Annotated in this window: 14 protein-coding genes; 8 read left to right on the top strand and 6 right to left on the bottom strand. The window is 55.4% G+C overall.

The genetic code is table 11. The features are described 5' to 3' along the window. Positions 1 to 125: 125 nt before the first annotated feature. From GFR01_RS06420 to GFR01_RS06410, 3 genes are all read left to right on the top strand, one after another. Positions 126 to 1,238, top strand: coding sequence for an energy transducer TonB (locus tag GFR01_RS06420; protein WP_063905078.1), 1,113 nt, complete (start codon positions 126 to 128; stop codon positions 1,236 to 1,238). A gap of 70 nt (positions 1,239 to 1,308) precedes the next feature. Then, positions 1,309 to 2,223, top strand: coding sequence for a hypothetical protein (locus GFR01_RS06415; RefSeq protein ID WP_063905077.1), 915 nt, complete (start codon positions 1,309 to 1,311; stop codon positions 2,221 to 2,223). Between the two features lie 86 nt (positions 2,224 to 2,309). Further along, positions 2,310 to 3,236 carry a hypothetical protein gene (locus tag GFR01_RS06410; protein ID WP_099181767.1) on the top strand — a complete coding sequence of 309 codons (927 nt, stop codon included), beginning with the start codon at positions 2,310 to 2,312 and terminating at the stop codon, positions 3,234 to 3,236. 47 nt (positions 3,237 to 3,283) lie between these two features. Here GFR01_RS06410 and GFR01_RS06405 read toward each other — a convergent pair whose 3' ends face one another. Then, positions 3,284 to 4,387, bottom strand: coding sequence for a glycosyltransferase family 61 protein (locus GFR01_RS06405; RefSeq protein ID WP_099181766.1), 1,104 nt, complete (start codon positions 4,385 to 4,387; stop codon positions 3,284 to 3,286). A 113-nt stretch (positions 4,388 to 4,500) separates the two neighbouring features. Between GFR01_RS06405 and GFR01_RS06400 the strand changes: the two genes are divergently transcribed. The 4 genes from GFR01_RS06400 (at position 4,501) to GFR01_RS06385 (ending at position 9,354) form a co-directional block, all read left to right on the top strand. Beyond that, complete coding sequence (locus GFR01_RS06400; protein WP_007284050.1) at positions 4,501 to 5,433, top strand: ribose-phosphate pyrophosphokinase; 933 nt, start codon at positions 4,501 to 4,503, stop codon at positions 5,431 to 5,433. 27 nt (positions 5,434 to 5,460) lie between these two features. Next, positions 5,461 to 6,063, top strand: coding sequence for a histidine phosphatase family protein (locus tag GFR01_RS06395; RefSeq protein WP_099181765.1), 603 nt, complete (start codon positions 5,461 to 5,463; stop codon positions 6,061 to 6,063). A 90-nt stretch (positions 6,064 to 6,153) separates the two neighbouring features. Next, positions 6,154 to 7,329, top strand: a complete 1,176-nt coding sequence (locus tag GFR01_RS06390; RefSeq protein WP_099181764.1) for a hypothetical protein — start codon at positions 6,154 to 6,156, stop codon at positions 7,327 to 7,329. Positions 7,330 to 7,416: 87 nt separating this feature from the next. Then, positions 7,417 to 9,354: a M61 family metallopeptidase gene (locus GFR01_RS06385; protein ID WP_099181763.1), complete on the top strand. Its 1,938-nt coding sequence runs from the start codon at positions 7,417 to 7,419 to the stop codon at positions 9,352 to 9,354. A 50-nt stretch (positions 9,355 to 9,404) separates the two neighbouring features. On the opposite strand, the gene GFR01_RS06380 is transcribed toward GFR01_RS06385, so the two are convergent. The 3 genes from GFR01_RS06380 to GFR01_RS06370 form a co-directional block, all read right to left on the bottom strand. Further along, positions 9,405 to 11,633 (bottom strand): putative bifunctional diguanylate cyclase/phosphodiesterase, encoded by a 2,229-nt coding sequence (locus tag GFR01_RS06380; protein ID WP_244902191.1) that lies wholly within the window; start codon positions 11,631 to 11,633, stop codon positions 9,405 to 9,407. A 71-nt stretch (positions 11,634 to 11,704) separates the two neighbouring features. After that, complete coding sequence (locus GFR01_RS06375; RefSeq protein ID WP_244902190.1) at positions 11,705 to 12,250, bottom strand: methyltransferase family protein; 546 nt, start codon at positions 12,248 to 12,250, stop codon at positions 11,705 to 11,707. Then, positions 12,250 to 12,996, bottom strand: a complete 747-nt coding sequence (locus GFR01_RS06370) for an N-acyl amino acid synthase FeeM domain-containing protein (RefSeq protein ID WP_373317594.1) — start codon at positions 12,994 to 12,996, stop codon at positions 12,250 to 12,252. Before GFR01_RS06370 ends, GFR01_RS06375 begins: the two co-directional genes overlap by 1 nt. Positions 12,997 to 13,091: 95 nt before the next feature. Between GFR01_RS06370 and GFR01_RS06365 the strand changes: the two genes are divergently transcribed. Next, positions 13,092 to 13,313 (top strand): hypothetical protein, encoded by a 222-nt coding sequence (locus GFR01_RS06365; RefSeq protein ID WP_063905070.1) that lies wholly within the window; start codon positions 13,092 to 13,094, stop codon positions 13,311 to 13,313. A gap of 51 nt (positions 13,314 to 13,364) precedes the next feature. Here the strand turns inward: GFR01_RS06365 and GFR01_RS06360 are convergent, their stop codons facing one another. Then, entirely contained in the window at positions 13,365 to 14,876 is a 1,512-nt protein-coding gene (locus tag GFR01_RS06360) for an efflux transporter outer membrane subunit (protein ID WP_099181761.1), read from the bottom strand. Then, positions 14,873 to 17,983 (bottom strand): efflux RND transporter permease subunit, encoded by a 3,111-nt coding sequence (locus tag GFR01_RS06355; protein WP_099181760.1) that lies wholly within the window; start codon positions 17,981 to 17,983, stop codon positions 14,873 to 14,875. The genes GFR01_RS06360 and GFR01_RS06355 overlap by 4 nt, the downstream gene beginning before the upstream one ends. Positions 17,984 to 17,993 lie beyond the last annotated feature (10 nt).

Raw genomic sequence — 17,993 nt, 5'->3', positions numbered from 1 at the left:
CCTGACGCAACGCCCACCCCCAGACCGGATACCAGCCTGCCGGATGACAAACCCGCCCGCCCTGGTGCACAAAGCCTGGCGATGACTTGCCGCCACCTTTCCTCTTCCGGGCACAGCCGCGACGTATGAGCGGGACGATGCCAACTTCCAGCGGTAAGGCTGAACGCCGCGAACCCAAGCTGTTCGCGGGAAGATCACGCACGCCTGTAGGTCCGGTTCACACACCAGCCGGGCTACGATCCAGGCTCCGGGACTATGTTCCGGCCGCTACGGCTGTTCGTCCTGTTCTGACGCCTATGATGCGTCCGCAGACCATTGTAGAGCCAGGGCCTACCGTTCCGTTCTGCATTTCTGCGGGTATTCATGCCGCTGTTCTGGCGCTTCTGCTCACGCAGCATCATGGCATGCATGGCTCTCCCGCCGGGAATGAACCCCAGGTCGAGATGGTGTTCGATCAACCGCCATCCAAAAGCAGCATGCAGGGGCCCCGTGCCCAGGAGGAAGGCGGCGCACCTCCTCCACCATCCCCGCAAAGCCAGCAGGAGACCGAACAGGAACAGCAGCAGCCAGAGCAACAGCAATCTGCTCCCACACCTGCCGTTCCCACACCTGAGGCCCCTTCGGCTCCGCCTGTGCCGCAGGAGCCGTCCGCCGAACTTCCCAAGACAGTGCCAAGTCCGGCCCCTGTCACGCCTGGCAGTGCGCCAAGTCAGCGCAGCCAGCAGACAACACCTCACAGCCACAGGGCACATCGCTCCGTTCGACCGAACAACAGCAATCCACTGTCTCATCCAATGGATTATTCGTTCGGTGAACAGCCTTCTCCGTACCGCCATCGCCGAGGTCGCCCCGCCGGTTCAGGTGGCCCGATTGACATGTCTCTTGGACCACTGAGCCTGAATGGCGCCATCAATGCGCCTTACCAGACACGCACCAGCGTCAAGGGCGTCAGCGAGGATTATGGCGGCGAGATCGACCGCTGGATCCGCTCGCATATGTACTATCCGGAAGATGCGGCCCGTGCTGGCGAGGATGGCCCCTCTTCCGTGCATGTCGTGCTGGATCGATCCGGCCATGTGAAATCCGTTCGTCTGACAGGGCAGTCTGGCTCATACTCTTTGGATGCGGCCACGACCGGCATGTTCCAAGGCGCGCATCTGCCGCCTGTTCCGCCTGATATGAAGGGCGACCACTTCGATATCGATGTGACGATCAATTACATCCTGATCCGCCGCTGATCCTCCATTTCGACATCATGAGGGTGTTCCCTTAAACTCCATGATGTCCCTTCACTACCCCGGAGCACCAATGCGTCGTTTCCTGCCTGTTCTGCTGCCCCTCTGTCTGGCTGGGTGTTTTGACATGCCCCATCCATTTTCGGATCCCGGCCAGCGTGCCCGGCAACTGGCAACGGCGAATCTTCCCCCAGCACGCCTGGCTGTTCCGACACCTGCGGACTCCCTGCTCTCTGATGATGCCGCCCAGCTTTGGGCGCACGCACTGGCGGAAGCCATGGTAGCGCAGTCTGTTCCGGCAATCGCCCAACCCAAAAAGCCGGGGGACTGGTGGGTGAAGATGAGCGCCCGCACACACAATGCCAGTGTGATTCCGCATTACGTCATTATGACGCCAGAAGGGAAAGCCCGGGCAGAAAGCGACGGTCCTGCTGTTGATATGGCGGGGTGGAGTGCGGGGGATGCCCTGGCGCTCAAGGGCGCAGCAACACAGGAAGCCCCGGAACTGGCCAATCTGCTCACCGGTATTCAGGCTGACATGATGCAGCAGGATCAGCACAGCCTGATGCACCGAGCAGCCCGGATCTATTTTTCTGGCGTGACGGGTGCGCCGGGTGATGGTGACAACTCTCTGGCCCGCGCGTTTTATGCGTCCCTGCCCGATGCGACGAACTCGGTTCAAACACAGTCCAAGGGCGCAGATTTTACTGTTCGCGGTGTCGTTAAACTGGCTGATGGCGGCTCTCTCGATGGCAAGCCGTCACAGCATATCGAAATCGCATGGCATGTTCTGACGCCTGACGGCAAGGAAGCTGGTGCCGCCACGCAGCTTCACGATATTCCGGCACATTCCCTTGATGGGGCATGGGGCGACACCGCAAGCATGGCTGCCGAAGAAGCTGCAGGCGCGGTCCGAACAATCGTCACGAATTATTCCGGCCGTGAGCATACACCTCTGCCTGTGACAAATCCGACAAAGAGCAAATAAATCGTCAGTGCTGTCGGGGAGCCATTATTGTTTCATTGAGTAACAGAATATAGGGTCCAGACCCTCTTCTATTCTGGAGCTCCCGCATGCGTCTGCGTCTGCGTCCAACATTATTGGGCATTCTGGGTCTAGCCGGTTTCTCGATTCCGTCTGCTTTTGCAGAAACGGCCCCCGTCGTTGCGGTGAACAGAGAAATCGGGCTTTCGATTACAGGGTCTTTTCAGGACGCTCTCTCCTCAACGACGACCTCCCTGTCCGGTACCGAATCTATAGGGAGAGGGAGAACACGCGCCTATGAAGACGTGTGGAGCAGCGAGAACAGGCGCATTGGGTGGACGCCGGGGTTCCGCGCCGACAGTTCTGTCATGTTCAATGCTTTTGGAATCAGCAATCTTTACGCCTCTGCCCAGTTCGGACTGCAGGACGGACAGCGGAACAACAAATATCGATTTGTTTCACGCAGTACAGGAAACTCTCCCTACACGTTCCGTTTTGGGGGCAATGACGATGCAAAGGCGACTTCAACGCGCGGAGAGATCGGCAAGGGCTTCCTGCTGTTTTCCCAGTCGCTGCTTCTGACGCCTTTTGCTCAGGGCGGCTATCTGTCAACCGGCTATGACAGCTTCGATGATTTGGGAAATTTCTTCGTTGGAGCAGGAATCAAGGCAGATTATGCCCTTACATCCAGACTGGTTTTGCGGGGTCGCTTTGGCTGGGCTGCGGTCCTGAGCGACGATAAAGGCTATACCTACTCCCAGTCCTCATCGACACATTCTCTCTGGCAGGGCGGACTTGGGGCGGACTACCGCATGACACGCCACCTGCATCTGACGGCTGGCGGAGATTATTCCTACACCCACATCGGACACGCCGATGCCAGTAACACCTATTATTCAAACACCTTTGGCAGCGTTGGAATTTTCGGAACGGAAAGCTTCTCCCGTCTTCGTAGTCACTCCACCAGTCTGTCAAACGACCTGACACTGCATGCAGGTCTCGCCTATCAGTTCTGAGCCAATCACGGCGCATACAGCTAACCTGTGCGCCGTGTTTTTCGACACTAGCCCAGCGCGAACTCCACCAACTCGCTCGCGAGCTCCTCTGGATCAGGGATACGGTAATTCATGTGGAAGCCATGGCCGGCACCCACTGGTTCCAGACCAGCCGTGTCATGGAGATATCGCGCATCATTGCCATTTGCCATGTCCACCAGGCACTGATTGACCCACATATCAGATCCATGCGCCAAGGTAATCACCCGACGTTGCGGGAAGAAAATACTAGTGTGCAGGCAAGCATCATTATAAGCGATGACCAGCGGATTTGAGGCCCAGAGCTTGAGTTGGTCCCGGAAAGTCATCTGATGAGGATGAATGATTCCAACGCCGCGTTCACGCAGTGCCGCAGTCAGCACAGCCTCGTTTTCGACGCGGACATTTCCCTGTTTCAGCGTTTCCTGTGAAAAAAACAGAACACGCCCTGGTTGAACCTGCGCTCCTTCAGGGAGAACCTGACGACCAACATGATGGGCCAGATCGGCAAACACAGTATGAATCAGCGAAAGCTCTTCAAAAGCTGCTGCTGCTACCCTGATCCTGGGGAAACGAAGAGGTGCAACAACCTGCAGGAAATTCTGCTCCGACAGCCCCAGGGCTGTCACAATGAGTCGGAAGTAATCCTGTTGCATCAACTGTGCGATGGAGTGCGAGCTACTGAAAACGACCCTGAGTCCGCTTCTGCGGTAGGCCGGCAGACTCCAAAGCCTCGAAAAAGAGTTCGCCAGAAAGTAAGCGTAAGACGGGTCCAGATTTCCGACAAACACGTAGTCGAACGCATCACTGGCCACCGGACATTCCGGAAGGGTCTGCGTTGTTCGCGAGCAAAGCGGTGTATGGAGGCCTCCAGCGCCAGTGTAGACCATGGCTTCCGGAACACTGCGGCCTGAAGGGTCAAAAAGTCCCCATTCCGGGCCATTTCCTGGCGGAATGAATACAGCATTTCTGGCTTCCCGCTCATTGGGAAGGTCCTGAATCAGAAGTCTTCTGCCAACAAAACCCGTACAGTCTTTCAGGGGCATGTTCTGACCTTTCCGAAGCGTGAAGCGACCTTTGAAAGGGGCCGCAAAGACAGTCTTCTGATGTGTTTCGCCTGCATCCTCTGCCACATCAAGTCTGACTCCATTCTCAAAGAATGTCGCAGAACAGATGACAGCGGGAAGGTCCGCTGTTAGAAAGCGCGCAATTCTCCCCCTGACGGATACCGGACGAGGCCGTTTTCATGAAGATCGTTGCCTGCAACAGTAATCTGCCGCTGGCCCGTGCGGTGGCGAACGAACTGCGGATGCCCCTGTGCAAAACAGTCGTCAAACGCTTTGCCGATGGTGAAGTGTTTGTCGAAATTCAGGAGAACGTCCGCGGTGAGGACGTTTTCGTCGTGCAGAGCACCTGCATGCCGACAAACGATCATCTCATGGAGCTGCTGGTGATGCTGGACGCCCTGCGTCGCGGCTCTGCCAAGCGCGTCACGGCCGTCATGCCCTATTTTGGATATGCCCGTCAGGACCGTAAGTCCGGCCCGCGTACGCCCATCAGCGCCAAGCTGGTGGCGAACCTTCTGACGGAAGCTGGCGCCAACCGTATCCTGACGATGGATCTGCACGCGATGCAGATCCAGGGGTTCTTCGACATCCCAACGGATAACCTTTACGCAGCACCGCTCTTTGTCCGCGATCTCAAAACGCGTTTGCCGGACCGTGAGCTGATGATCGTTTCCCCGGATGTGGGTGGTGTGGTCCGTGCCCGTCAGCTCGCACAGCGTCTGAATGTTGATCTGGCCATCATTGACAAGCGTCGTGAGCGCGCAGGTGTTTCGGAAGTCATGAACGTGATCGGGGATGTTTCCGGCCGCTACTGCGTACTGGTCGATGACATCGTGGACAGTGGCGGATCCCTCTGCAACGCTGCCAATGCCCTCATGAGCCGTGGCGCAGAAGGCGTTGAGGCCTATGTCACTCACGGCGTTCTGACTGGCAATGCGTGCGAACGCGTGAAAAACAGTCCTTTGAACATGCTGACCCTGACGGACAGCATCCCTGCCACACAAGCGCTGCTCGACACGCCAAACATTCGCCAGATTACGACTGCCAATCTTCTGGCTCGCGCCATGAGCGCTGTCGCAGACGAAAGCTCGGTCTCTTCTCTCTTCGACTGAGTTTTCCCCAACTCCGAAGGTTTCACTATGCCGAAGATCATTACCAAGCCTTACTGGTATCTGCGTCATGGTGAAACTGACTGGAATCTTCGGGGCCTTTCTCAAGGCCGGACTGATATTCCTCTGAATGCCACCGGGCTGGCGCAGGCAAGTCGGGCTGGACGGATTCTTGCGGATCTGTTCCGGAACGGGGAGACCCCGTTTGATCGGATCATTGCCTCTCCACTCTCCCGCGCGCTCATTACAGCCGAATATACCCGTGACGCCATTCGCCATAGCGGGGGACCAGACCTTCCTCTGATTGTCGACCCCGAACTTAAGGAAGTCTGCTTTGGCATACAGGAAGGCCACCCCATGGGAGAATGGTACGATCCATGGATTGAGGATGGCTACACCCCTGAAGGTGCGGAAAGCTTCGCAACGCTTCAGGCCCGCGCAGTGAATGCCGTCAACAGAACGCTGGAAGACGCAGGGACGCCCCTTTTTGTGGCACATGGTGCTCTGTTCAGGAGCCTTCGGGCAGGCATGAGCCTACCCGTGAATGTTCGCTTGCCCAATGCTGTCCCGCTGTATTTAACACCATCAGAGAACGGATGGTCCATTCTACCCTGTATTCCGGAAAACGTCTGAACTCACTGATGACGTCCAGCAGGGGCCAGCAATGGACCCCTGTTTCAGTGGGTGATATGGTTGCACCAAACTACAACCGGATTGCAGACCATGAAAGATCTTACAATAAAAGTATCGCTGCACGGCAATACCGGAAACATCATGATGATGTATCTGTCTGCTTTGAAACTGCAGTCAGATCTGGGTTATGGCACTGTCTGCAATGTAAGAATTCCGCTTTTTAACATTTCAATTCCTGACATTGATACCAGTCGAAGTTTTGGAATTCATGATCGGGAATATATCAACTCCCGTGTTCATGGTCGTCTTTCCAACGATGGCTATCGCCACATTCTTCCAAATTCAAATGCGGCATTTATCAGTCTCGAAGGCTACAGCCAGCATGTTGAGAACTTCCCTGATCGGAGAACCGCAGGATACGAAAAGCTTTTCCCCTTTTGTTCAGACAATGATCAGTATGGTGGTCCGGACGACCTTGTCATCAATATTCGCGGCGGTGAAATCCTGACTGGGCTGCACCCCGACTACACCGTGCTCCCTCCTGAATTTTATGAACACCTCATCCAGAAAACAGGCAAGAAGCCGATTTTCTATGGCCAATTGACGCCCTCTCCCTATCTGGACGAACTAAAACAGCGTTTCCCCGGTGCGCGCTTTATTGCGTCACGTGGGGAAGCGCTGGACTTCGATTACATTCGCCGGTCACACTACATTGTACCTGCATTAAGTACTTTTTCATGGCTTGCCGCATGGCTTTCGGACGCGAAGAAAATCTTTTTTCCAGTTGCTGGCGTCCTTTCTCCAAAGCAACATCGCTCGTCAATGCTGCTACCATTTGATGATCCTCGCTATGAATTCTATGTTTTCCCGATTTATCACTCGCGCGATGTTTCACATTATCGGGAATATCTCGACCCTGTACGGACCGCCTGGCAGTACGTGCCCACAGAAGAGTTAAGGCAAGCATGCGCTTGCCCCAACAAACCCACCCTCAATGATGCATTGAGCGTTTTCAGCGTAACGGATTATCTCAATACCTATGGAGATATCAGTTCCTTCCATAGCACTTATGGAGCCGTTGGTCTGATCAATCATTTCTGCAGTGATGGCTTCTGGGAAGGAAAACATCCTGTCCAGTTCGACGATAAATACTATGCGAACGCCTATCCTTCTGCGGCGATGGACGTTGCCATGGGGCGATATGATACGCTCCTCGATCATTACATGATCGTTGGACATAAGATGGGCTACAAGCCACGCGCCTAAGTGTTATCGAATTCATTGCCTCTTGTGTGCATCGCCTGAGGCAATTAGGGCAGGAAGGACTTTGATTTACAAACCGGAACCTGTCCTATGATGCGCTTACGCCTCCTGGTTGCACTGACGGCTTTCAGTGGGCTGGTCTCTCCAGCTCTCGCCCAACCACAGCCGGCACCATTACCGCTGCCTCCGGTCGTCCCCGATCCACAGGACAAGCCTTTCCCCGGCACTCTCTCAGTTTCAGTTGATGCGACTGACACCGCACACCACATCATGTCCATTCATGAAACGGTTCCGGTTCCGAAAGAGGCCATGCAGAAGGGCGAGATGATCCTTCTGTATCCCATGTGGATCCCAGGTGACCATTCCCCGACCGGCGTCATTGAGCAGCTTGCCAGCCTGAAGGTTCAGTCTGGTGGAAAAACCGTTTCCTGGAAGCGGGACAACGTCAATGTTGCCGCCTTCCACATTCCGGTTTCCGCGACCACGCCGACGCTGGATCTGCATTTCCAGCTTCTGTCACCAGTCACCCCGGAGCAGGGCCGCGTCGTCATGACGCCTTCGATCGTGAATGTGCAGTGGGATCAGGTTTCGCTTTATCCGGCTGGCTATTTCACGCGCGACATTACGGTAAAGCCGAGCGTTCTGGTTCCACATGGCTGGCAGATTGGCTCGGCTCTCCGCGCCACCGCTTACGGCGATGAGACGCATTTTAACGCCACGACCTATAACACTCTGGTCGACTCCCCGATCTACGCGGGCCGTTATTTCCGGAAAATCGATCTGACCGGTCCGGACCATGTGCCGGTGGCCCTGAATGTGGTCGCAGACGACCCTGACTCCCTGAATGCCACCCCGGCCCAGATTGAAGCTCATCGTAATCTTGTTCGTCAGGCGACGACGCTCTTTGGCTCTCATCATTACGATCATTACGACTTCCTGCTCGCCCTGACGGAAGAGTTGGGCATGATCGGTCTTGAGCATCATCAGTCCAGCGAAAATGCAGCAGCTCCGGGTTATTTCACGGAATGGGACAAGACCTTCCCGGAACGCGACCTTCTGGCGCATGAGTACACCCATTCCTGGAACGGCAAATATCGCCGCCCGGCTGATATGTGGGCACCGAACTTCAATGTTCCGCAGCGTGGGTCCCTACTGTGGGTTTACGAGGGACAGACCCAGTACTGGGGAAATGTGCTGGCCGCGCGTTCAGGGCTGGTCACAAAGGATCAGGGCTTTGAAGCACTGGCCTACATGGCGGCGACTTATGACAATCAGTCCGGCCGTCTCTGGCGCCCGCTTGAAGACACCACCAATGATCCAGTCATTGCCCAGCGTGCCCCCCTGTCATGGCGCGACTGGCAGCGTTCGGAAGATTACTACGTCGAAGGCCAACTGGTCTGGCTGGATGCCGATACGCTGATCCGCAAGCTGTCGAACGGGCAGAAATCTCTCGACGATTTTGCCAAAGCCTTCTTCGGCACGAATAACGGCAGCTTCATTGTCAGCCCCTATCAGTTCGATGAAGTTGCGGCGACGCTGAACAGCGTACAGCCCTATGACTGGGCGAAGTTCCTGCATGACCGTCTGGACACCATCCAGCCACACGCCCCTCTGGATGGCCTGAAGAACGGCGGGTACAAGCTGGTTTACACGGACAAGCCAACATCTTTCATCAAAGCCATGGAAGGTATGCGGCACAGCCTGGATCTGACATTCTCGCTAGGAATGACCGTGACCAGCTCCGGCAAGACCGCTCGGGTTCATTGGATGAGCCCAGCCTTCAAGGCCGGTCTGACGTCGGGAGAAACCATTCTTGCCGTTAATGACATGTCATACACCAGTGATCGTCTGCGCCATGCGATTACGGATGCCCAGAAAGATCCGAAGCAGACTATCCGTCTGGTTGTGAAGTCAGGAGAGCATATCAATACGGTTTCCATCCCCTATCATGAGGGTCTGCGCTACCCCCATCTGGAACGTGTTGATGGTACCACCGATTACCTGAGCGCTATTTACACGCCGCGCTGAGCACACAGTCGGGGTGGTTTCAGCCACCCCGACTTTCAAGATGGACCGCGTCAGGAAGCGAGAAGAGACTGCAATTTTTCGGGACTCTGCGGACGCCCCAGCAGGTAGCCCTGAGCAAAAGCGATGCCGTTCTGCTCCAGCCAGTTCAGTTGCTCGTCCGTCTCAACCCCTTCAGCAACCACATAGACATTCATGTCACAAGCCAAACGCGCAATCGTGCGAACGATGGCTGCGACTTTCCGGGACTGGACGATATCTCTTGTAAAAGAGGCATCAACCTTAATTCCATCCACATCAAAACCACGCAGATAAGTCAGGGATGAATAACCCGTTCCGAAATCATCAAGCACCAGCCGAACGCCTAAGGCCCGGATCGCTGCGAGTTGCATGAGGGTTCGGGCTGTTTCAGCCAGAAAGACGCTTTCAGTCACTTCCAGAACAAGCCGCTCCGCCGGAAGGGACGTCCGGAAAAGGCAGTCCTGAACAATAACCGGCAGCCTCCCCGAGCGAAGTTGTTTCGGAGAAATATTGACGGCGACCGGAAGAGGCGTTGACCAGTTCATCGCCTCACTACAGGCTGCGTGCAGCACATAGGCGCCGAGCTCTTCAATCAGATCGCAGCTTTCTGCTGTCGCAATAAAATGGTTGGGTCCGACCACGCCATCCGTCGGGTGCTGCCAGCGCACAAGTGCTTCCACGGAAACAGGTCTACGCGTGAAGGTATCAAAGATCGGCTGGTAATCCAGAAAGAACTCGTTTCTTTCCAGAGCATTCATCAGGTCAGCTCTCAGCCTGATCCGGTTGAAATAGCTGACTTCCATGCTCTCTTCGAAAAGACAGCAGATATTGCGACGCTCTTTGGCAGCATACAGAGCGAGATCTGATCTTCGAAACAGAAGGTCCGTCGTTTCTCCATGAACAGGCGCGACCGCAATACCGATGCTGACGCTGGGCGCCAGCGTAACCTTCCCTGCGCTTAACTCTCCATTCAGAATTCGAACAATATCCTGACTGCGTGCAACAGCTTCCCGTTCGTTAGCATCGTGCAGAAGTACGGCGAATTCGTCACCTCCCAGCCTCCCAATCAGATGATCAGGGCCAATGACGCTTCGAATACGTTCAGACAGGGCCTTGAGCATGCTGTCTCCCACTGCGTGGCCGAATTCGTCATTGATAGGTTTGAAATGATCCAGATCGACCTGCAGAAGCGCAAAGGGATGCTGCATTGCACAACATTCGTGCATGGCTTCCAGAAATGCCGTTCGGCTCAATGCACCCGTCAGGTCATCATGCATCGCCAGATAACGTATACGCTTCTGGGCTTTCCATTGTTCCGTAACATCTGATGCAACACCACGGAATCCCAGGAAGCTGCCATTCCGACCATGCACCGGATATCCTGTAAATTTCAGGTAGCGTTCCACGCTCTCCTGACGAAGAATAACCGATAAATCCCTGAAAGCTTTACGTTGACGAATATGATAATCGATACCCAGATCTGATGAATGCTCAGTCTGCACCCCCAATGCCCCTAGAGTGCGGCCTTCGATTTCGCCGGGAAAGGATTGAAAAAACTGCCGCATCCGTGCGGTAACGTTCCGCAGACAGCCATTTTCATCTGTTTCCCATAACCAGTCTGATACGACCTGCTCGTATTCCCGTAGAAACACCTGCAGAGTTTCGTGCTGCTTTTGTAAATTCAAACGGCCGATAGAACGTTCCAGAAACGTCTTGTTCATGTAGACGATGCCGATAAAGGCAAAGGCCAGAAAGCCCAGGAACGACAGCAATGCAACGTTTTCGACTGGTTGAAGCGTTACCAAGGCTGCAATGGTACAAAACAGACTGATAGGAAAGAAGAAGGCCAGCGCGGCACGGATTGGCACACCCAGCATGGGCGTTGAGACCAATCCCATGATGAGCCCGAAAACAGCCCCTTCTTCACCGGGATGCTCGACCATCATGGCAAATATATTGACCAAACCACCCCATACGATCCCCAGAACGAAAAGAATTCGAATTGACGTCCGAATAAGGGCGTCATGGTTCTGGTCACGCCGCCAGCGAAGGCTAGCGGCGATCAATAAAAGATAAAGACAGACGATCGAAATATAGAAAGTAGAAACCAGCAGCCGAAAACCGTTACCAAATCGGAGAGTAAAAAGTGTACTGCTGCTGATTCCCAGGATGGAAAACAACCATATGACGTGCGATAGAACCGATGCCTGCTCATGACGAAGTGAGGACGCGTTTTCGTCATGCTGACTAATCTGGAACATTTTCCAGATATTTGTCAGATATTCCAAAAACGGAATTTGTATCGATTTACTATCGCCCGCCATTATTTTCTTTATTTTAACCAGGGTACTGGGAACAGCATCCAGGATTTTCTCTGATAATCCGCATAAATATCACCAAGATCCGACTGAATAAAACGACGTTCTTCCTGATAAGCCAACAAACCATACCAAACGGTAAACAGAATCGCGCCCAGCCACTGCCACGCACCAGCGCTCACGGCCGTCCCAATCCAGAACAGGAGATAAGCCAAGTAGAAAGGGTGCCGGACTATACGATAGGGGCCATTGCAGTAAAGCTGATGCGGAGCAGCTTCATGATGTGCAACATCTGGCCGATTCCTGCGGGTTGTAGCGATGGTCCACCAAAAAAGAGCCAGCGCGGAAACAAAAAGAAATGTCGTCCCTGCCAAGACCCAAGAGTCCAGATGCGCAGATTTCATTGAAATCAGGAATATCCCATAGAAAACGAGGCTACATGCGGACAGAACCTTCATTGGGAAAGGCATTCCATTTCCCATCTGGAAGTGACCGCGCACCCCCCAGCTGAATGAGAGAAAGTTGAGGGCGGAAAGAACAAAAATAAGAAAAATGGACATTACGCGGCTCCTCGCAGCCAAAGGGCGACACTGCCGCCAGAAAGAAGATTTTCGAGACCATCGGTGGCACTCGTGAAGGGATCGATCAGAGGAAAAGAGGCCCGGATCTCGTCATACCGTTGCCGGTTCGATGACATGAGCTGCATGGGGCAATTCAGCCCAGGATAGGGGCGCAGGTCCGTCTCGGGCTGGTAACCAAGTCGCTTGTAAAACGACACATGGTTCTTCCGGACGCACGCAAAACCCACCTGCGCATGAGCCATCATGCCCAGATAACCGGCTACTCGGTACAGCAGGAAAACAAGTCCCTGATTGTTCTGCGCTGCCGGGCTACGAACCAGTCGCGTGAGTTCCAGCCCTCGCCCAGGCCCGCTTGCAGAAAGAGGAATCGCCGTCAGAAGTCTTTCCACTGTTTCAGGAAAGGTATCGGCCCCCGGGGAGCGCAGATTCGTTCCGGCAACGAGTAAGGATACCCGGACAGACGCCAGTGGAACATCGTTCCGGTAGATGACGACGGTGCGGCTGTTGGCCATTGGGTCATAGTCATCAACAAACCGGCCGGTCGCGTTTGGTTCTATGTACCCGGAAGTAAGATAACTTTCATACCTTAGGCGGTATGCGTCTTCGCATGTCTGAGGATCAATCGCGAGCTTCGCGGTATAATCCGGGGCGCTCAGCCGAGGATGCTGGGGTAATCGGGTTTGAACCGATGCACCCTGGAGGAATGGGGTAGTTTTGAGAGACATCTCTTGTGTGCTCCATGTTGTGGGACACACCAAGAGTATTTGCTGGCCGGCCTGCGGTCAGGCATCTTGCAGTCGTTATTGTATGAGGAACGAAAATGGCCGAGTTCGAGCCGGTCAGAACGATACCCGAATTCCGGAAACTGGATGATGCCGACATTCTGGAAGGCTATCTGGATGGCTTCCATGGAATGACGGAACCAGGGTCTGACAAATCTCCGTCCTACTGCCACGGCTGGCTGAATGGACAAGTCGATGCTGGCTTCAGAGATCCATCAGATGCTCAGAAAGAGCTTGCACAGGCTTTTCAAAACCTCTGAGAAACGCAGTCCGTGATCTTTACTTCGCGAAACTGCTTTTCTTCCGTGTCTTCACCAGGGAACGAGGGACTTTCCGAGCGCCTTCTGCGCTGCCGGGGTCATTCCCAGATCGTTGCGATTCCACCAGCCCCCCCCGAGTGACTGGAACAGGGCAACGCTATCCGAATAGCGTGCACCCTGTGCCTGTACGAGCGCGAGCCGCGCCTGGGCATTGGCCTGCTGGGCCTGCAGCACCATGAGTTGGCTGGCATCCCCGAGCCGAAGCTGCGCGTGAGCGATTTTCAGGCTTTGAGCTGTTGCATCATAAGTGCTCTGGTTTGCCTGCAAGGCATCTGCGTCAAAATCCAGTGCATGCAGGCTGTCAGCCACATCCTGAATGGCTGTCAGCACAGTTGCCTTATAGGTCTCGTTCGCCTGCAGCAAGTTGTCGCGTGCCTGCCGCTCTGCATGCAGGAGGGAACCGCCCTGGAAAATTGGCTGCATCACAGTGGCGGCGATCGTCCAGTTCCCATATCCCGGCTTAAAGAAATCGCTCATCGTACCAACCGCCTGCCCGGGCAGCGCACTAAGCTGCACATTGGGCAGACGGTTGGCAATGGCAACGCCGACCTGTGCACTTGCAGACTGGATCTGAGCCTGGGCAGCCCGGACGTCAGGCCGCTGGTTCAGGAGATCAGAAGGCAATGAAACGGGAAGCGTCTGAGGCAAGGTGAACTGTTCGAGCCGGAATTCCGGCAAAGGTGAGTTGGGCGCCACACCGACCAGAACGGCCATCTGATCCCGTGTCTGTGCCAGTTGCAGCTTCAAAGTTGGAAGTGTGGCTTCAAGCTGCGCAACGGAGGCAAGCTGGGCCACCATATCCTGCTGGGACGCATCGCCTAGCTTCTGACGCTTCGTAATCAGGGTCAGCGTAGATTTCTGAGACGTAATGAGGTCCTGCGTCGCCGAAATTTGCGCCCGAAGAGACGCTTCCTCGATCGTTGCATTGACCAGATCGGAGATCATCGTCAGGGCAGTGGCTTCAAGCTGGAACTTCTGGATATCCGCCTGTGCTCCAGCAGCTTCAATGGCACGCCGCGTTCCGCCCCACAGGTCAGGTACATAACCGACGGTCAGCTGAGCCGTATGGACGTTGTAGAGCCAGCTATTGTTGTTCGGAACCGGTGAGTAGACGCGGGAGGTTTTGTTCCGTGTCGGATTGAACGAAGCCGAGAGCGTTGGATACAGACCCGCCCCTTCAATCCGGCGTTGTTCCCACGCAGATTTCAGGCCTGTCTGCATGGCTTTCAGGGACTGGTTATTAGTGAGGGCCTGTTCCACCAGCGCGTTAAGCGAGGGGTTCTGGAAGATTTCCCACCACTTGCCTGGAATATCCACGCCACTCTGGAACGTCTGGGACACACCAGATCCCGTTACGCCATGGCCAGCCGTGGGCGTGCGTGGAGCAGACTGATAGTCCATGCCTTTTGGGAGATCAGGGCGATGAAAGTCCGGACCGACCGCACAGGCTGACAGAACCAGCAGACCCAGAAGGGTTGTCGAACCGTTCAGAAGCCGCTTCATGACTGGGCTCCGCTTTCTTCCACAGGCTTGGCACGACGGACATTCCGGCGCTCCACCCACATTTCGAGTTCACTGAAATAGACTGGCAAAGCAAAGAGCGTAAGAAGCGTGGCGATACCAAGCCCCCCAACCACCACAGTAGCCAGACCGCGCTGTACGTCCGTTCCAACACCAGTTGCCATGGCCGCCGGAAGCATACCGGCACTGGCAACCGTGGCGGTCATGAGAACCGGGCGGAACCGTTCGGCAGCCCCCATAATCGTCGCCGAACGGACCGGATGACCTTCCGCGCGATGGCGGTTGATGCTGGAAATCATGATGATGCCGTTCTGCACCGCGACCCCGAACAGAGCGATAAATCCAACGGCTGTGGCGATATTGAGGGTTTCACCGCGCACATGCAGGGCAATCAGACCGCCCAGCGTGGCTAGAGGCACCACGCTCAGAATGAGCAGGGCATGGCGGATCTTGCCGAACTCGATGAACAGCAGGACCAGCATCATGGCGAACATGATGGCCAGCGCGATGGTCAGACGCTTTTGCGCACGCTCCTGTTGCTGGAAGGTTCCAGCCCATTCAAGCGTGTACTTTTCCTTGTCGTAGTGGACGGACTTTTCGATCTGCGCCTGTGCATCTGCCAGATACTGCGACAGGGGACGCTGACCATTATCCACTCGGATCGTGATCTGGCGATGGCTCAGCTCATGGGCAATGTTGCTCTCCCCCATGCGTACACCCACATGCGCCACCTGTGACAGAGGAATGTAGGCCCCCTCTGCGTCCAGCAGGGGAAGCTGGGCAAGGCTCTGGAGATCCTGTGCATCCTTGCGCGGGATACGGAGCGTTGCGTTGTAGAAGCGGTCATCCTCATAGACGGTAGAGATCGGCGCATCACCGATGGCGTAGGACACCATGTCGGAAATATCGGAGACGCTGATTCCATAACGGGCCGCAGCAAGACGATCTGCCGTAACGGCGATCTGCGGGATACGGGGCTCCTGAAAGATCGAGGCTTCTGCCGTTCCGGGAACCTGATGCAGAACGTCCACGATCTGCTGGCCGATCCGACGCAGTTCCTGAAAATCATTTCCGTAGACACGCAGGACGAGCGGGCTATGAGCACCGCCCACCAGATCGCTCATGTTATCCTGAATCGGCTGGCTGATGCCAAAATCAATCCCCGGCACCTTGGCCAGTCTGGCGCGCAGACGTTGCACGAACTGCGCCTTGTTCTCACCTGAAGGCCACTGATCGTAAGGCTTGAGACCAACCGGCATTTCAATATGGGACGGGGTCCAGGGATCCGTACCGTCATCCGAGCGACCAAGCTGCGTAATCGCATAGGACGTTTCCGGGAATTCCCGCACGGCATCACGCAGTTCATTGGCGATCTGCTCCCCTTTCTCCAGGGAAATACCCGTGGGCATCTGAACCTGAATCCAGAGAGCGCCTTCATCCAGATCCGGCAGGAATTCCCGGCCGATGGTCATGCCAAGGAATACGACTGCGACGAGTGCGCCAACACCCCCGATATAGGCGATAAACGGACGGTCAATGAAATGACCGAGCCAGTGGGTATAACGTCCGTGCAACCATTCAAGCGGGCGGTTGTGCCAGATATGGCGTGGTTTGCGGAGAGCCAGAAAACTCAAGGACGGAATCAGCGCCAGAGCGCAGAGCAATGCGCCAAGAAGGGCAAAGCTGACCGTGTAGGCCATTGGGCGGAACAGCTTGCCCTCGCTGCCTTCAAAGGCAAAGAGCGGGCTATAAGCAAGAATAATGACAAGCGTGGACGAGAAGATCGCATGTCCAGCGCGCTTGGCGACGGTCAAAACATCCTCGGCATTCAGGGCCTCGGTCGGACGCTCCTCGCGAATGCGAAGGATGGTCTCCATGATGACGATGGCGCCATCTACGATCACGCCGAAATCAACCGCACCAAGCGAGAACAGGTTTGCCGCCATGCCGAAGAAGTGCATGAGGGTGAAGACGACGGACAAGGCGAGCGGAATGGTTACCGCCGTAACGATGGCGCTGCGCGGACTGCCAAGGAAGAGCGTCAGGATGACGCCGACCAGCAGAATGCCCTCAATCATCGTTTCCGTGACCTTGTGGGTCGTGGAAAGAACGAGGTTGTCACGGTCCATGTAGGGAACGAGGCGAATATGCTGGGGCGCAAGCTGCTTCTGGAGCTTGGCGACCGTCTGGTGCAGGTCTTCGAGCACGACGGACGGGTTCGCCCCGCTTAGCATGGTCACGACCCCTTCGACGGTGTCGGGGTTATGATCCTTGCCAAGAATGCCTTCACGGACCTGATGTCCGAACTGTACCGTTCCCAGATCACGGATCAGAACCGGTACACCGTGGCGCTGGGCGACAACGATATTGCCCATGTCTGCCAGAGAATGAATCATCCCTACACCGCGAACGATATAGGACTGTTCGCCACGGGAGACGCGACCGCCGCCAGCATTGATATTGTTGTTCTTGATGGCGCTCAGAACGTCTTCAAGGCCAACCGAATACCGCATCAGGGAGGAAGGGTTCAGGATCAGCTGATATTCGCGGGTAAAGCCCCCGAAATTATCGACACTGACAACACCCGGCACATGCAGCATCGCAGGAATAACCGTCCATTTCTGCGAGTCCGAAAGCTGCATCAGGTTCTTGTCATCGGATTCCAGCGTATAGCGATAGATCTCGCCTGTCGGGCCGGAAATCGGACCAAGCGTTGGCTGTGCACCATTTGGCAGCGTATTGCTGGCCAGAATGGTTTCCACCTGCTGGCGGGCCCAGAAAACGTCTGTGCCATCCCGAAAAATCAATGTGATCAGGGAGAGGCCGAACGTACTGGTCGAGCGACTGTCTGCCACGCCCGGCACACTGGCCAGCATCCGCTCCAGAGGAATGGTAACCTGCTGTTCCATTTCCTCGGCCGCAAGACCGGACTGCTGCGTCGTAACCAAAACGCTGACGGCGCCCAGATCAGGGTAAGCCTCAACAGGAAGAATACGCCACGCAAAGCTCCCCATAAGGGCCAGCAGAACCGCAGCGAAGAAAACGATGTTCCGGCGCACGAAGCACCAGGCGATAAAACGTTCGATCATTATGGCTGGC

Source organism: Gluconobacter frateurii (genome assembly GCF_002723955.1).
In the GTDB taxonomy this organism is placed as follows: domain Bacteria; phylum Pseudomonadota; class Alphaproteobacteria; order Acetobacterales; family Acetobacteraceae; genus Gluconobacter; species Gluconobacter frateurii.
The sequence above is the reverse complement of the archived record's forward strand: the minus strand, read 5'-3'. Positions and strand labels throughout refer to the sequence as shown.

Bases quoted from the DNA above. Each gene is read 5' to 3' on its own strand.
- GFR01_RS06420 (WP_063905078.1), top strand. From the start codon at position 126: ATGAGCGGGACGATGCCAACTTCCAGCGGTAAGGCTGAACGCCGCGAA.
- GFR01_RS06415 (WP_063905077.1), top strand. From the start codon at position 1,309: ATGCGTCGTTTCCTGCCTGTTCTGCTGCCCCTCTGTCTGGCTGGGTGT.
- GFR01_RS06410 (WP_099181767.1), top strand. From the start codon at position 2,310: ATGCGTCTGCGTCTGCGTCCAACATTATTGGGCATTCTGGGTCTAGCC.
- GFR01_RS06400 (WP_007284050.1), top strand. From the start codon at position 4,501: ATGAAGATCGTTGCCTGCAACAGTAATCTGCCGCTGGCCCGTGCGGTG.
- GFR01_RS06395 (WP_099181765.1), top strand. From the start codon at position 5,461: ATGCCGAAGATCATTACCAAGCCTTACTGGTATCTGCGTCATGGTGAA.
- GFR01_RS06390 (WP_099181764.1), top strand. From the start codon at position 6,154: ATGAAAGATCTTACAATAAAAGTATCGCTGCACGGCAATACCGGAAAC.
- GFR01_RS06385 (WP_099181763.1), top strand. From the start codon at position 7,417: ATGATGCGCTTACGCCTCCTGGTTGCACTGACGGCTTTCAGTGGGCTG.
- GFR01_RS06380 (WP_244902191.1), bottom strand. From the start codon at position 11,633: ATGTTCCAGATTAGTCAGCATGACGAAAACGCGTCCTCACTTCGTCAT.
- GFR01_RS06375 (WP_244902190.1), bottom strand. From the start codon at position 12,250: ATGTCCATTTTTCTTATTTTTGTTCTTTCCGCCCTCAACTTTCTCTCA.
- GFR01_RS06370 (WP_373317594.1), bottom strand. From the start codon at position 12,996: ATGTCTCTCAAAACTACCCCATTCCTCCAGGGTGCATCGGTTCAAACC.
- GFR01_RS06365 (WP_063905070.1), top strand. From the start codon at position 13,092: ATGGCCGAGTTCGAGCCGGTCAGAACGATACCCGAATTCCGGAAACTG.
- GFR01_RS06360 (WP_099181761.1), bottom strand. From the start codon at position 14,876: ATGAAGCGGCTTCTGAACGGTTCGACAACCCTTCTGGGTCTGCTGGTT.
- GFR01_RS06355 (WP_099181760.1), bottom strand. From the start codon at position 17,983: ATGATCGAACGTTTTATCGCCTGGTGCTTCGTGCGCCGGAACATCGTT.